The organism is Luteibacter sp. NPDC104163 (genome assembly GCF_055584245.1).
The window spans coordinates 80,885-94,825 of sequence record NZ_JBVJMK010000012.1; the positions used below are offsets into that span (position 1 = coordinate 80,885).

At 68.0% G+C, this 13,941-nt stretch carries 14 protein-coding genes; 10 read left to right on the top strand and 4 right to left on the bottom strand.

Annotated features, from left to right (window positions below):
* The first annotated feature begins 64 nt into the window (after window positions 1-64).
* Window positions 65-934 carry a prepilin peptidase gene (locus ACZ6YI_RS15100; protein WP_465779379.1) on the top strand — a complete coding sequence of 290 codons (870 nt, stop codon included), beginning with the start codon at window positions 65-67 and terminating at the stop codon, window positions 932-934.
* Window positions 931-1,530 carry a dephospho-CoA kinase gene (gene coaE / locus ACZ6YI_RS15105; RefSeq protein ID WP_465779380.1) on the top strand — a complete coding sequence of 200 codons (600 nt, stop codon included), beginning with the start codon at window positions 931-933 and terminating at the stop codon, window positions 1,528-1,530. The genes ACZ6YI_RS15100 and coaE overlap by 4 nt, the downstream gene beginning before the upstream one ends.
* A 116-nt stretch (window positions 1,531-1,646) precedes the next feature.
* On the opposite strand, the gene ACZ6YI_RS15110 is transcribed toward coaE, so the two are convergent.
* Together ACZ6YI_RS15110 and ACZ6YI_RS15115 are read right to left on the bottom strand one after the other, a co-directional pair.
* Complete coding sequence (locus ACZ6YI_RS15110) at window positions 1,647-2,900, bottom strand: putative bifunctional diguanylate cyclase/phosphodiesterase (RefSeq protein ID WP_465779381.1); 1,254 nt, start codon at window positions 2,898-2,900, stop codon at window positions 1,647-1,649.
* Window positions 2,897-4,144 carry an HD-GYP domain-containing protein gene (locus ACZ6YI_RS15115; RefSeq protein WP_465779382.1) on the bottom strand — a complete coding sequence of 416 codons (1,248 nt, stop codon included), beginning with the start codon at window positions 4,142-4,144 and terminating at the stop codon, window positions 2,897-2,899. Before ACZ6YI_RS15115 ends, ACZ6YI_RS15110 begins: the two co-directional genes overlap by 4 nt.
* A gap of 140 nt (window positions 4,145-4,284) precedes the next feature.
* On the opposite strand from ACZ6YI_RS15115, the gene msrA reads away from it, so the two are divergent.
* Window positions 4,285-4,959, top strand: a complete 675-nt coding sequence (gene msrA / locus ACZ6YI_RS15120; protein WP_465779383.1) for a peptide-methionine (S)-S-oxide reductase MsrA — start codon at window positions 4,285-4,287, stop codon at window positions 4,957-4,959.
* Window positions 4,960-5,013: 54 nt separating this feature from the next.
* On the opposite strand, the gene hutU is transcribed toward msrA, so the two are convergent.
* The gene (gene hutU, locus ACZ6YI_RS15125) at window positions 5,014-6,687 is read right to left on the bottom strand and encodes a urocanate hydratase (protein ID WP_465779384.1); all 1,674 of its coding nucleotides are present in this window, start codon (window positions 6,685-6,687) and stop codon (window positions 5,014-5,016) included.
* An 80-nt stretch (window positions 6,688-6,767) separates the two neighbouring features.
* Window positions 6,768-7,163: a hypothetical protein gene (locus ACZ6YI_RS15130; RefSeq protein ID WP_465779385.1), complete on the bottom strand. Its 396-nt coding sequence runs from the start codon at window positions 7,161-7,163 to the stop codon at window positions 6,768-6,770.
* Window positions 7,164-7,226: 63 nt separating this feature from the next.
* Here ACZ6YI_RS15130 and ACZ6YI_RS15135 point away from each other — a divergent pair, with 63 nt between their 5' ends.
* From ACZ6YI_RS15135 to ACZ6YI_RS15165, 7 genes are all read left to right on the top strand, one after another.
* A complete protein-coding gene (locus tag ACZ6YI_RS15135) occupies window positions 7,227-8,474 on the top strand; it encodes an alkaline phosphatase family protein (protein WP_465779386.1) in 1,248 nt (415 codons plus the stop codon).
* A gap of 88 nt (window positions 8,475-8,562) precedes the next feature.
* A complete protein-coding gene (locus ACZ6YI_RS15140; protein ID WP_465779387.1) occupies window positions 8,563-8,955 on the top strand; it encodes a hypothetical protein in 393 nt (130 codons plus the stop codon).
* Window positions 8,956-9,600 (top strand): biliverdin-producing heme oxygenase, encoded by a 645-nt coding sequence (locus tag ACZ6YI_RS15145; protein WP_465779388.1) that lies wholly within the window; start codon window positions 8,956-8,958, stop codon window positions 9,598-9,600.
* Complete coding sequence (locus ACZ6YI_RS15150; RefSeq protein ID WP_465779389.1) at window positions 9,593-11,170, top strand: GAF domain-containing protein; 1,578 nt, start codon at window positions 9,593-9,595, stop codon at window positions 11,168-11,170. The genes ACZ6YI_RS15145 and ACZ6YI_RS15150 overlap by 8 nt, the downstream gene beginning before the upstream one ends.
* A gap of 37 nt (window positions 11,171-11,207) precedes the next feature.
* Window positions 11,208-11,909, top strand: a complete 702-nt coding sequence (locus tag ACZ6YI_RS15155) for an arginyltransferase (protein ID WP_440327387.1) — start codon at window positions 11,208-11,210, stop codon at window positions 11,907-11,909.
* A gap of 40 nt (window positions 11,910-11,949) precedes the next feature.
* Window positions 11,950-12,744, top strand: coding sequence for a cobalamin-binding protein (locus ACZ6YI_RS15160; RefSeq protein WP_465779390.1), 795 nt, complete (start codon window positions 11,950-11,952; stop codon window positions 12,742-12,744).
* Window positions 12,745-12,877: 133 nt separating this feature from the next.
* A complete protein-coding gene (locus tag ACZ6YI_RS15165) occupies window positions 12,878-13,783 on the top strand; it encodes a tetratricopeptide repeat protein (protein WP_465779391.1) in 906 nt (301 codons plus the stop codon).
* Window positions 13,784-13,941 lie beyond the last annotated feature (158 nt).

The following is a 13,941-nucleotide window of genomic DNA, read 5'->3' on the forward strand; positions in this document are numbered from 1 at the left end:
CAAGGCACAATAAGAACCCTTCGCCCCCGGGCGGAGGGTTTTTTCTTGGGACCACGGATTCTCCATGCCTGATTTGCCCCTCGCCCTCTGGGCAACCTTCGCCGGTGTGCTTGGCCTCCTCGTCGGCAGCTTCCTCAATGTCGTGATCCTGCGCGTGCCCGCGCGCATGCAGGCCGACTGGCGCCGCCAGGCCCGTGAGGTGCTCGAGCTGCCCGAGGTGGAAGAGACCCGCCCGCCTGGGGTGGTCGTGGAGGGTTCGCATTGCCCCAGGTGCAAGCATCCGCTGGCCGCCCACGACAACATCCCCGTGCTGGGCTGGCTGCTGCTGCGCGGGCGTTGCCGCTACTGCCACGAGCCCATCTCGAAGCAGTATCCGCTGGTGGAGCTCCTGTGCGGCCTGGCCAGCGCTGCCGTGGTGTGGCGGTTTGGGCCGGGCATCGGCGCGCTTGCCGCGCTGGTCTTCACCTGGTTCCTGATCGCGCTCTCCGGCATCGATGCGCGCACGCAGCTGCTGCCGGATGAGCTGAACTACCCCCTGCTGTGGATCGGCCTGGGCCTGACCCTGCTGCCGGGCTGGCAGCCCCTGCCCGTTTCACCGTCGTCGGCGATCCTGGCGGCCCTGATCGGTTACCTGAGCCTGTGGAGCGTGTACCAGGGCTTCCGCCTTCTTACCGGCAAGGAAGGCATGGGCCACGGCGACTTCAAGCTGCTTGCCGCGCTCGGGGCCTGGATGGGCCCTATCGCCCTGCTTCCGATCATCATGCTGTCCTCGCTGATCGGCGCGCTGGTCGGTGGCGCCATGATGCTGTTCTTCAAGCACCAGCGTGACGTACCCATCCCGTTCGGTCCGTACATCGCGGCGGCGGGCTGGGTCTGGCTGATGGGGGGCGATCGGATCTTCGACGCCTACCTGCACCTCACGGGGCTGCGATGAGCTTCGTCGTCGCGCTGACCGGTGGCGTGGCCGCGGGCAAGAGCGCGGTGGAGCGCGGCTTCGAGGCGCTGGGTGTGCGCGCTTACGACGCTGACGTGGCGGCGCGCGCCGTGGTCGAACCGGGTTCGGAGGCGCTGGCCGATGTGGCCCGCGTGTTTGGTGCCGATGCACTGGACGTGGAAGGCCGCCTCGACCGGGCGGCGATGCGCCAGCGGGTGTTCGCCGATCCGTCGGCGCGGACAACGCTCGAAGGTATCCTGCATCCGCGGATCCGCACCTGGCTGCGTGATGCGGTCGCCGCCGATCGCGGGCCGTACTGCATGCTTTCCATTCCCCTGCTGGTGGAGAACCATGCGCATTACGCGTGGGTGGACCGGATCCTGGTGGTCGATGCGCCGGAAGCAGTGCGTATCGCGCGGCTCATCAAGCGTGACGGCGTCGACGAGGCGTTGGCGAAGAAGATGATCGCCGCGCAGGCCACGCGCGAGGCGCGGCTGGCGATCGCGGATGATGTGATCGTGAATGATGGCGGTGTCGAAGCCCTTGCCGGGCAGATTGAGCGGTTGCACGCGCGGTATCTCGAGCTCAGTCGCTAGAGCTATCGCGCGCAAGCGCGCTCCCACACGGCTCGTGCTAGCCCCATCGCGCGCGAGCGCGCTCCCACAGGTGCGGCGCGTTTGTGGGAGCGCGCTTGCGCGCGATGGGTGGTGCCTCAGGCGGCGCTGCTAGCCGCGAGCCGCTCGGCCACGAATGTCTCGGCCAGCGTCGGGTGGCCGATGTGGTAGCCCTGCGCGATGTCGCAGTTCATCTCATCGAGGCGGCGCAGGGTTTCCGCATTCTCGACGCCTTCGGCGACGGCTTCCAGGCCGAGCCGGTGGGCCACTTCGATCATGGCGCGCACGACCTGCTCGGTCCGCGGGTCGGCCAGCATGCCATCGACGAAGCTGCGGTCGATCTTCAGCTCGGTGGCCGGGAAATGGCGCAGGTAGGCGAACGACGCGTAGCCGGTACCGAAGTCATCGATCGCTACGCGGACGCCGCAATCGCGCAACCGGCGTAGCACGCGGACGCTCATGTCCAGATCGGTGAGCAGCGCCGTCTCGGTGATCTCGACGATCACCGAATCGGCCGGTACGCCCCAGATCTCCAGCGCACCAAGCAGCTGCTCCGCGAAGCCGTGCTCGGCGAACACGCGCGGCGAAAGATTGATGGCGACATCGAGCGGCGCGCCACCACGGTGCAACGCGGCCGCATGGCGCAGCGAGGCGTTGAGGCTCCAGCGGGTGAGCGGCACGATCAGGTCGCTACGCTCGGCAAAGGGCACGAAATCCGACGGAGGCACCGCCCCGAAGGCCGAGGTGGTCCAGCGCGCCAGCGACTCCACGCTCACCACCTTGCCCCGGCGCAGGTCGTACAGCGGCTGGAACATCACATCGAGCTTGTTGGCCGCGATGTCGTCGCGCAGTTCGCCGTAAAGGATTTCGACCGGGGTCGATTCCGGCTTGTACATCGCGAATGGCTCGCCGATGCGCAAGGCCTCGTCGTGGGCCAGCTCCGCGCGGCGGAACAGCAATTCGGCGTCGGTACCGTGATCCGGGCACAACGCGACGCCGACGACCGCGCGGCCGTGCCAGTTGCGGTCGCCGTGCATCAGCGGGACTTCGTCGAAGGCACCGACGAGGCGCGTGGCGGCCAGCAATGCATGGGTACGGTTGCGGATGGTGGGCAGCAACACGACGAAACTGTCGTCACCGGCGAGGTACACCATGTCGACGTGACGCATCACGGCGACGATCCGCTCGCGCGCGGCCAGCATCACCTCGTCGCCGAATTCATAGCCGTAGCGCAACTGCGCTTCGCGCATGCCGCGCAGGCGCACCACGAGCAGGGCACACAGGCCCGGTTCCTGGCGGGCGCGATCCAGGCGGCTCTGCACGGCGGGCAGCAGGTGGGCGCGCTCGCTCATGCCAGGAAGTACTCCACGGGGTCGATGTCGTAGGCACCCGCCGGCAGCGTGCGCTGGATTTCGCGATGCACGCCCTCGGACTGGCGCATCAGGTCGATGATGCGGAAGTCATCCAGCTGGACCTTGTCGGAGCCGGTGAGGATGGCGACCCGTGGCTGCAGCCGGCGCGACTGGTTCTGCACCATGACGACGGCGACCTCGCCCGTGTTGAGCTCCACCAGCGAGCCGGTGGGGTAAACACCCAGGCAGGCCTGGAACTGTTCGACCAGCTCGCCCTGGAATTCCCGTTCGCGGCCCTGGTAGAGCTGTCGAAGCGCCAGGTGCTGCGACACCGCTGGCCGGTACGGCCGCGGCGTGCACATGGCGTGGTAGGTGTCGATGATGGCGGCCATGCGCCCGGCCAGCGGAATCTCGGTACCCGCCAGGCCTTCGGGATAGCCCGTGCCGTCGAAGCGCTCGTGGTGGGTCAGCACCATGTCGCGGACTTCCTGGTCGGTGACGCCGGCCGCATCCAGGATCGCGCCGCCCTCTTCCACGTGGTGGCGGGCAATGTCCCATTCCATGTCGTTCAGCGGCCCGTTGCGTTCGAGCAGTTCCCGGGGCAACTGGGCCTTGCCCACGTCCATGAGCAGGGCACCGGCGGCGAGGCTCACGATGGCCTCGCCGTTGAAGCCCATGTGCCGGCCGAAACTCGCCGCCAGCGTGCTGCAGCCGACGGCGTGCTGGAAGGTGTAGCTATCGTGGCGGCGCAGGCTTTCGATCCAGAAGAACGCATCGCCACTACGCAGGACGCTCGCGACCATGGGCCGCACCGCCTCGTCGAGCGAGCTGGCGTCGATCGGCCTGCCGGCGTGGATGTCGGCGACGATCTGCTCGGCGAACTTCGAAACCGTCTCGAACGCCTCGCGGGCGCGCGGCATCTCGTCCTCGAACGATGCGGTATCGGTATAGGCGTGCTGCGTGATCAGCCGGGTGTTCAGCACGGGACGAGCCGGCCGGGCGGGCGCCGCAGCGGGCTTCACGACCGAAGCCGGGGCGAGCCGGGAGGGCACCACCTGGCGCTGGGTATCCACGAACACGTATTTGCAGAACTTCGCGAGGGTGTCGATATCCTCGCGGGAGGTGATCGGCACCCCCTGCAACGGAAACGGGGTATCCGACCATTCACAATCCAGGCGACTGACGAACATGCCGATCTGCAGATCGGACACGAACACACGTCGCTCTACCAGGTCGTACGCCACCTTCCCTTGCCTCCTTCTCGCGGGGAATCCCCATGCCGTTCGGTATGTATCGGCCAGCGGGCGGCGTACTGTAGGGGTACCGGCGTAATAAAACCATGCCGGTGCCGGTCTATTGGCTTGTATCCCGCCGGAGAACCGCCATGCGCCGCCCTGTCCTGCTCCCGCTCGTCCTCGCCGCCCTCACCGCCTGCTCCGCGGCCGCCGCCCGCGATGAGGGGCTCAAGCTGCCCGCGCCCACCGTGGATGCCGCGAAGGCCCCGGGCGAGGCCACGGCGGTCTTCGCCGGCGGATGCTTCTGGGGCGTCGAGGGGGTCTTCCAGCACGTGAAGGGCGTGAAGAGCGTGCGCGCCGGCTATACCGGTGGTGACGCCGCTCATGCCAATTACGACGACGTCAGCGACGGCGACACCGGCCATGCCGAGTCGGTCCGCGTGGTCTATGACCCGGCCCAGGTCACCTACGGGCAGCTGTTGCAGGTGTTTTTCTCCGTGGCCATGGACCCGACCACGCTGAACCGCCAGGGCCCGGACCGCGGCACCCAGTACCGCTCGGCGGTCTTCTACGCCACGCCCGAGCAGGAGAAGCTGGCGAAGGCGTACGTCGCCCAGCTTGGCGCGGCCCACGCTTTCACGGACCCGATCGTGACCCAGGTCGTTCCGCTGAAGGGCTTCTGGCAGGCCGAGGACGAGCACCAGGACTACATGCACCTGAACCCCGATGCCATGTACATCGCCATCAACGACCGGCCGAAGGTGCTGGCCCTCGCGCGGATCTATCCCGACATGTACACGCCGGGCTGGGCTAACGGCCGCTAAGCCGTCGGACGTTGTGGGAGCGCGCTTGCGCGCTCCCACAACGGATGCGAGGGCTCAGCCGATCATCGGCAGGTCGAGGCCCTGCTCCTTCGCGCAGGCGATGGCGTCTTCATAACCCGCATCGGCGTGGCGCATGACGCCGGTGCCCGGGTCGTTCCAGAGCACGCGGGCGATGCGCTTGTCGGCTTCGGCGCTACCGTCGCAGACGATCACCACGCCGCTGTGCTGGCTGTAACCCATGCCCACGCCACCGCCGTGGTGCAGGCTGACCCAGGTGGCGCCACCGGCGACGTTGAGCATGGCGTTGAGCAGCGGCCAGTCGCTGACCGCGTCGCTGCCGTCGCGCATGGCCTCGGTTTCGCGGTTCGGGCTGGCGACGGAACCGGAATCCAGGTGGTCGCGGCCGATCACCACGGGCGCCTTCAGCTCGCCGTTACGGACCATCTCGTTGAACGCCAGGCCGAGCTTGTGGCGCAGGCCCAGGCCGACCCAGCAGATGCGTGCCGGCAGGCCCTGGAAGCTGATGCGCTCGCGGGCCATGTCCAGCCAGCGGTGCAGGTGCGGATCATCGGCGATGATCTCCTTCACCTTCGCATCGGTCTTGTAGATGTCCTCGGGGTCGCCCGAAAGCGCGACCCAGCGGAACGGACCGATGCCGCGGCAAAACAGCGGGCGGACGAACGCGGGCACGAAGCCGGGGAAGGCGAACGCCTCAGCAAGGCCCTCGTCCTTTGCCATCTGGCGGATGTTGTTGCCGTAATCGAAGGTCGGGACGCCCTGCTCGTGGAACGCGAGCATGGCTTCGACGTGGCGGCGCATGGATGCCTTCGCCGCTTTCGCGGTGCCAGTCGGGTCGCTCTTGCGGCGCTCGAACCATTCCTCGACCGTCCAGCCTTCGGGCAGGTAGCCGTTCACCGGATCGTGCGCGCTGGTCTGGTCGGTCACGGCATCCGGGCGCACGCCACGGCGGACGAGTTCCGGCAGTACATCGGCGGCGTTGCCCAGCAGCGCGACGGAGACGGCACGGCCTTCCTTCGTATAACGCTCGATGCGCGCCAGCGCGTCGTCCAGGTCCGTCGCCTGCTCGTCGACGTAGCGCGTCTTCAGGCGGAAATCGATGCGGCTCTGCTGGCATTCGATGGTTAGCGAGCTCGCGCCGGCGAGGCTGGCCGCGAGCGGCTGCGCGCCACCCATGCCGCCGAGGCCCGCGGTGAGGATCCAGCGGCCGGCAAGCTTGCCGTCGTAATGCTGGCGACCCATTTCCACGAAGGTCTCGTAGGTGCCCTGCACGATGCCCTGCGAGCCGATGTAGATCCACGAGCCAGCGGTCATCTGGCCGTACATCATCAGGCCCTTGCGATCGAGCTCGTTGAAGTGCTCCCAGTTGGCCCACGCCGGCACGAGGTTGGAATTGGCGATGAGGACGCGGGGCGCGTCCGGGTGCGACGGGAACACGCCCACCGGCTTGCCGGACTGCACGAGCAGGGTCTGGTCGTCACGGAGTTCGCGCAGGCTGCGCAGGATCGCGTCGAAACACTCCCAGTTACGCGCGGCGCGGCCGATGCCACCGTACACCACCAGTTCGGCGGGGTTCTCCGCCACCTCGGGGTCGAGGTTGTTCTGCAACATGCGGAACGGGGCTTCCGTCTGCCAGCTTTTGCAGGAGAGTTCGGTGCCGCGCGGGGCGCGGACGGTGCGGGTGGTGTCGATGCGCGTGGCGGCGGTCATCGGGGGCTCCGTAGGGGTGTGGAAGCGAATTCCCGATTATGGCGCCGCGCCCCGCCGCGGGCCATGTGCGACGCAGCATGTCACGGCCGGCTCGTGGTGTTGGCGGGTTGGGTGGTCTGTTTGTCCTGGTATTGGCGCGCGGCGTTGTCCTGGCGTGCCCGGTATTGCTGTTGCTGCTGGCTGTTGGCGTTGTCCAGCTGCTGGCGCATGGCCGGGTCGGTGGCGTTGTTTCGCTGCTGGTTCAGGTTGTTCTGGCGCAGCTGCTCCTGCACGGCGTTCTGGTTCTGCCGGTTGATCAGTTGCTGCTGGTCAGCCTGGCGCTGCCAGCGCTGGCTCGGCGTGGCCACCGGTGTGTAGACCTTGGGGCGGGCCGCCGGCTGCGGCGGGGGCGCAGGCTGCTTAGCGGCCTGGGCGAAGGCCAGGGCAGGCGCGGCGGCGAGAAGGATCAGCATGAACTTGCGTGATGCGTTGGTCATCTGACTCGTCCATCATGAAAGGATTGTCTTGAACCAGAGCCTATCCCCTCCCCCATGAATGCCATGTTTTCCCGCCTGCCGCGCCTTTTCACGGCGCTGTTGCTCGTGGTCGTGGCGGGCTGCGCCACGCGCCCCGCCGCGCCGACGCCCGCGATCCCGCCCCACCCTGTCCTGCTGGTTTCGATCGACGCCTTCCGCGCCGATTACATGGACCGCCACATCACCCCGACGCTGCAGGCCCTCGCCGACGATGGTGCGCACGCGACCTACATGTGGCCCTCGTTCCCCTCGCTGACCTTCCCCAACCACTACACGCTGGTGACCGGCCGTGTACCGGACCGCAACGGCATCGTGAACAACACGATGCGCGATCCTGCGCTCGGCAGGTTCAGCCTGGGCAACCATGCCGCGACCAGCGATGGCCGCTGGTGGGCCGAGGCGGAGCCGATCTGGGTGACGGCACAGAAGCATGGCCTGCGCACGGCCACGATGTTCTGGCCCGGCACGGAGGCCGAGATCCACGGCGTGCGGCCGGACCACTGGATCCCGTTCGACGATTCGCTGAGCTCGAAGGCCCGTGTCGACAAGCTGCTCTCCTGGATCGACGAACCCGGCCAGAAGCCTTCGTTCGAAACGCTGTACTTCGATGCCGTGGACCACGCCGGCCATGAACACGGCCCGGATTCACCGGAAGTGGACGCGGCGCTGCGCGAAGTGGATGACGCGCTCGCTTACCTCGTCGCGCAGCTGCGCCAGCGTGGCCTCTACGACGCCATGAATATCGTCGTCGTGTCGGACCACGGCATGGCAGACGTGCCGAAGGGCAACATCATCTTCTCGGACGAAGAGACGAACCTCGATGACCTCGACACCGTGTCCTATGGCGTGATGGCCACGTTCGCCCCGCGCGAAGGCCACGACGCCACGCAGGCCGTCGCCCGGCTGCTGGGTCCGCACGCGCACATGCATTGCTACCGCAAGCAGGATGTTCCGGCACGGCTGGATTACGGCAAGAACCCGCGCGTCCCGCCGTACCTGTGCATGGCCGACGTAGGCTGGTCGATCATCAGCCACGCGGATCTCGCGAAGCGGAAAGACCCGATGTCCCGCGGCGAGCACGGCTATGACAACCAGGACCCGAGCATGCGCGCCCTGTTCGTGGCGCATGGCCCGGCGTTCGCTCGCGGCGTCACCGTGCCGCCGTTCCAGAACGTCGACGTGTGCCCGCTGCTGGCCCACCTGCTGGGCCTGGCGCCGCTGCCCAACGACGGCAAGCTGGAAGATGTGAAGGCCGCGTTGGCGCAGCCCTGAGCATCCCGGTGCCACGCCGGGGCGGCGGCGGGTAAACGGTTACCCGCCACGTCCGGCACCCGGGCGGGGGATGCCGTAGAATCGGGCCATGCGCCAGATCTATACCTCCCCCCGCCAGGACAACATCGACCGCGTGGTCGCGCTGCTCTCCGAGCACGCGATCGATACGACGGTGACGAACCGGTCCACCTTCAACCGCCCGACCTACCAGCGCTTCAGCTATTCCGAACGGAATACCGATCGCTCGGCGTGGCCGCAGGTATGGGTCAAGCACGCGGATGACTTCACGAAGGCGCGTGGCCTGCTGAAGGACATCGGCATCGAGCCGCTCGTGCGCTTCCAGGAAGAACTGCGCGTGCACCGCACGCCGGGCTACCAGCCGCCGCAGCAGCGCACCGCGGCACGCGTGCGCATGATGGCCCTGGCCATCGTCGCCGGGGTCGTGCTGGTGTGGGTGTTGAAGTCTACCCAGGTCCTCTGAATGGACGGTGCCGCAGCGCAACCGTCCGCCCATCTCCAGCTCCGCGAGCACACCCGCGCAGCGCATGACGCCGCCGAGGCGAGCGACGGCATGCGCGCGTTGCTGTCCGGGGCGTTGGATGAGGCGGGCTACCGCGCGCTGCTGACGGCACAGCTCGGCCTGTTCCGTGCGTGGGAAGCCGAGCGTGCGGCGGAGATCGCCGCGATCGACGACGTCTGGTCCTACGCATCCCGCATCCCCCGCCTCGAAGACGACCTCGGCGTTGTGGGAGCGCGCTTGCGCGCGATACAAGGTCGCGAAAATGCCGGTGATCCGGTAGCGCCTCGCGAAAAGATGTCGCGCGCAAGCGCGCTCCTACAGGGGGGTGCGCGAGGCATGGCTGTGTTCTGGGGCGAGCTTTACGTCATCGAGGGTTCCGCGCTGGGTGGGCAGGTGATCGTGCGTTACCTGCGCGAACGCTTTCCCGGCCTTCCACACGCTTATTACGCCATGGGCGAACATGCCCCGGGGCGCTGGCGGAAGTTCCAGGGCGCGCTCGATGCGGCGCTGCCGGATGCGTCCCGCCAGCACGATGCCATCGCCGGCGCGCAGGGGATATTCGCGCGCTTTCAACAGACACTCCAGGATCCTCGCCGCCATGTCTGACCTGCCCGACCTCACCGCGTGCGATCGCGAACCCATCCACATCCCCGGCTCGGTTCAGCCGCACGGCGTGCTGCTCGTGGCCGATGCGTCGACGATGCGGGTGCTGCAGGCTAGTGAGAACGCGGTGGACCTGCTCGGCCTTGACCTCGATGCCTTGCTCGGCCGCACGCTGCACGAGGTGGTCACGCTGCCGGCAAAGCTTTTCGACGACGAGGAGCGCCCCGCGCACAGCGCCTGGGCCGCGGTCAGCTTCCCGTTCGGCCAGCGCGGCGGCACATGGCATGCCTCGGTGCATGCCTACGACACCCGCTGGATGGTGGAGATCGAGCCGCGCGAAGGGTATTTCGAGGACGATCCGATCCGCGTGGCCTACGAGCTGACCCACAAGCTGGAGAATGACGCCAGCGTGGAGCGCGCGGCGCAGCGCGTCGCGCGCGGCGTTCGCAACCTGCTCGGCTACGACCGCGTCATGGTCTACCGCTTCGACCATGACTGGCACGGCGAGGTCGTGGCGGAGGCGCGTGATGACATGCTCGAGGCGTACCTGGGCCTGCACTACCCCGCGACGGATATCCCGGTGCAGGCTCGCGCGTTGTACCTGCGCAACCGCGTGCGCCAGATCAGCGACTGCAAGTACATCCCTGCCCGCATCGTGCCGGGCCTCGACCCGCAAACCGGCGAGGCGACGGACCTCTCCGACGTATCGCTGCGCAGCGTATCGCCCGTGCACCTCGAGTACCTCGGTTACATGGGCGTCACCGGCACGCTGGTCGCGTCGATCGTGACCAACGGGCGGCTGTGGGGGCTGATCGCCTGCCATCACTACAGCCCGTTCTTCGCCGACCACCAGATGCGCGAAGTCACCGACGCGATGGCGCGCGCGTTCGCGTCGCGCGTTTCGGCGATCGAGGAACTCGCGAAGATCGAGGTGGAATCCACGCTGCTCACCGTGCGCGAAAAGCTCATCACCGCGTTCAACGAGAGCGATCACATCGATGCCGACCTGCTTGCGTCGCTCGCCCCCGAACTACTCGAAGTGGTGGACGCCGATGGCGTGGCGATCTTCGCGGGCGACCGCGTGATGCGCCATGGCAACCTGCCGGATGCCGCGGCGCTGCTGCGCATCCGCGATACCGTGGGTGCGCACGAGAGCAACGCCTCGGCCGATGGCATCGCCGGCGTCGTGCACACCGACGAGATCGGCCGCGCGTTTCCGGCACTGGATGATCCCTCAGTCGCCGCGCTGGCCGCTGGCGCGATCTACATGCCCTTGCAGGCCGATGCGCACAACGCCGTGGTGTGGACCCGTGCCGAACAGGTACGCAACGTGCGCTGGGCGGGCAACCCCGCGCTCGCGAAGCTGGAGAACATCCCTGGTGCGCGCCTCTCGCCGCGGCAGAGCTTCGAATCCTGGCAGGAAACCGTGCGTGGCCGCTCGCGGCCCTGGTCGCGCCAGCACCTCGAATCCGCGCGCAGCCTGCGCGTGCTGATCGAGATGATGGAGCGCAAGCACTACCAGCAACAGTTCGAACAGCTGCGCGCCTCGCTGGATACGCCATCCGGCGGATGACGCACCCGTCGCCTCCGGCGAGCTATAACATGGGGCCATGACCGACCGCGTCCGCCTGTTCCAGACCCTGCCGCACGCCTGCGGCTACTTCGCCGAGCGGACGGCGCAGAACCTCGTGGTGGATCCGGGCGCACCCAACCTCGACAAGCTGTACGGCCCCGCGCTGGCGAAGGGCTTCCGCCGCGCCGGCGGCCATCTCTACCTGCCGCAATGCGCCGCGTGCCAGGCCTGCGTGCCGTGCCGGATCGATGCCGGGCGCTTCAAGCCCGATCGCAGCCAGCGCCGCTGCATGGCCCGCAACGCGGATCTCCACGTGGTCGAGGCGGCGCCGGGCTTCACCCACGAACGGCATGCGCTGTACGAGCGCTATCTCCACGCGCGACACAGCGGCGGTGGCATGGATGCGGCCGATGCGGACGACTTCCAGCGCTTCCTTGCCGCGCCGTGGAGCCCCACGCTGTTCCTCGAGCTGCGCCAGGGCGAGCGCCTGCTGGGGGTGGCCGTGACCGACGTGGCGCTCGCCGGCGTCTCGGCGGTGTACACGTTCTACGATCCGGATGAGATGGACCGCGGCCTGGGCACCTGGGGCATCCTGCAGCAGGTGGAGCTGGCCCGCCGTCGCGGCATTCCCTATGTGTACCTGGGCTTCTGGATCGCCGGGCACGCGAAGATGGACTACAAGCGCCGCTTCCACCCGCTGGAAGTCCGCCGCCACGGCCGTTGGATCGAAATGCCCTGAGCGGCGACAATCGGGGGCTCCCCTTCCGCCTGGGTTAGCCATGGGTCCGCGCCGCATCGTCTGCCTCACCGAAGAGCCCACCGAGACCCTGTACCTGCTGGGCGAGCAGGAGCGCATCGTCGGGATCAGCGGCTTCACCGTCCGGCCGCCCGCCGCGCGCAGGGACAAGCCGAAGGTCAGCGCGTTCACGAGCGCGAAGGTCGATCGCATCCTCGCGCTCGAGCCAGATATCGCCATCGGCTTTTCGGATATCCAGGCGGACATCGCCCAGGCACTGATCAAGGCGGGCGTGGAGGTGTGGATCTCGAACCACCGCAGCGTCGAACAGATCCTCGACTACATCCGCCGCCTCGGCGCGCTGGTCGGCGTGCCGGCGAAGGCCAACACGCTCGCCGATGACCTCGAGCGAGGCCTCGATACCGTGCGCGAAAGCTCGGCGCGGCTCGCGCGCCGGCCGACGGTTTACTTCGAGGAATGGGATGAGCCGCTAATCTCGGGCATTCGCTGGGTCTCGGAGCTGATCGGCATCGCGGGTGGCAACGAGGCGCTGCCGCATCGTGCCGTGCACTCGCTGGCGAAAGACCGGATCATCGCCGACCCTGCCGAAATCATCGCCACGGCACCCGATGTGATCATCGGCTCGTGGTGTGGCAAGCGCTTCCGTCCCGAGCAGGTGGCGGCGCGCGCGGGATGGGGGAACGTCCCCGCGGTGCGTGACGGTGAGCTGCACGAGGTGAAGTCGCCGCTGATCCTGCAGCCGGGGCCGGCGGCCCTGACCGACGGCCTGGCGGAACTCGTCCGGATTATCCACGGCTGGGCGGCCCGCCACGCCTAAACCGATGGTTAACTCGTAAAAACCTGCCCCGCGCCGCGTGACAGATGTCTCTTGAAGGCTTCCTTGCGCCGCCCCAGAGTGTGGGTGTCCGCGGTGGTCCCCACCACCGCACCCCTGGAGCAGGAACCCACCCATGCAGAAGCTGTTGCTTTCCCTGATCCTGCTCGTCGCCTCGGCGGCCGCCAGCGCAGCGGATTCGCCGAAGGATGTGCAGGCGCTCATCGCCCGCGGCGATTACCCGGCGGCGGAAGCCGCGTTGCGCGAGGCCATCACGGAGCACCCGAAGAGCGCCAAGGCCCATTACGTGCTCGCCGAGGTCCTCGCGCACGAGGGCAACATCGGCGAAGCGCAGGCCGAGGCCAACAAGGCCGCCGTGCTCGATCCCAGCACGCGGTTCACGGACCCAGCGAAGTTCCAGGCCTTCCAGCAGAAGCTGAGCCAGGCGCTGGCGCTCGCACAGGCCGACCGTGGGTCCACGCCCGTGCGTTATGCGCCGCAGCACCCGGCAAGCACTCCTGCCCTTACACCCGTGCCGGCCCGCGCGGGTAGCGGCCTGAACGTGGGTGGCATCCTCCTGATCGTCGCGGTGATCGGCGGCATCGCCTTCGTCTGGTCGCGCCGTCGCCGCCCGGAGCCTGCCGGCTACCAGGGCTACGGCTCGGTGCCCCCGCCGCAGCAGGGCGGCCCTTACAACGGCCCCTCGGGCTACAACGGGGCCCCGGGCGGCTATCCCGGTTATGCCCCGCCGCCCTCCTCGGGCATGGGCTCGACGATCGCCGCTGGCGTGGGTGGCCTGGCGGCGGGTGTCCTGCTCGACGAGGCCCTCCGCTCCCACAACACGAGTGAGACGCCGCGGGACGCCGGGGCATTTGGCGGTGGCCTCGGCCCCACGCCGGGTGCGGACAACACGCGCGACCCTTCATCGGATGCCTACAACGACCTGCGCGATGACCCTATCGACATGGGCAACGACGATAGTTCCTGGGATAGCGGCTCGTCCTCGGACGACGGCGGATCATCCGACGACAACAGCTGGTAGCCCATAACCCGGTTGGACGTAGCGCGGAATCGGCAAAACAGATCTTCACTTATGTGAAAGTGTGATATGGATCACGCTTTCCAGCCGTTTCGCGCACGTGCCGCACCGTATAGTCGTCGCGGGACGCCGAGGGGGTCGTCCCCGGCTTCACCGCAGGC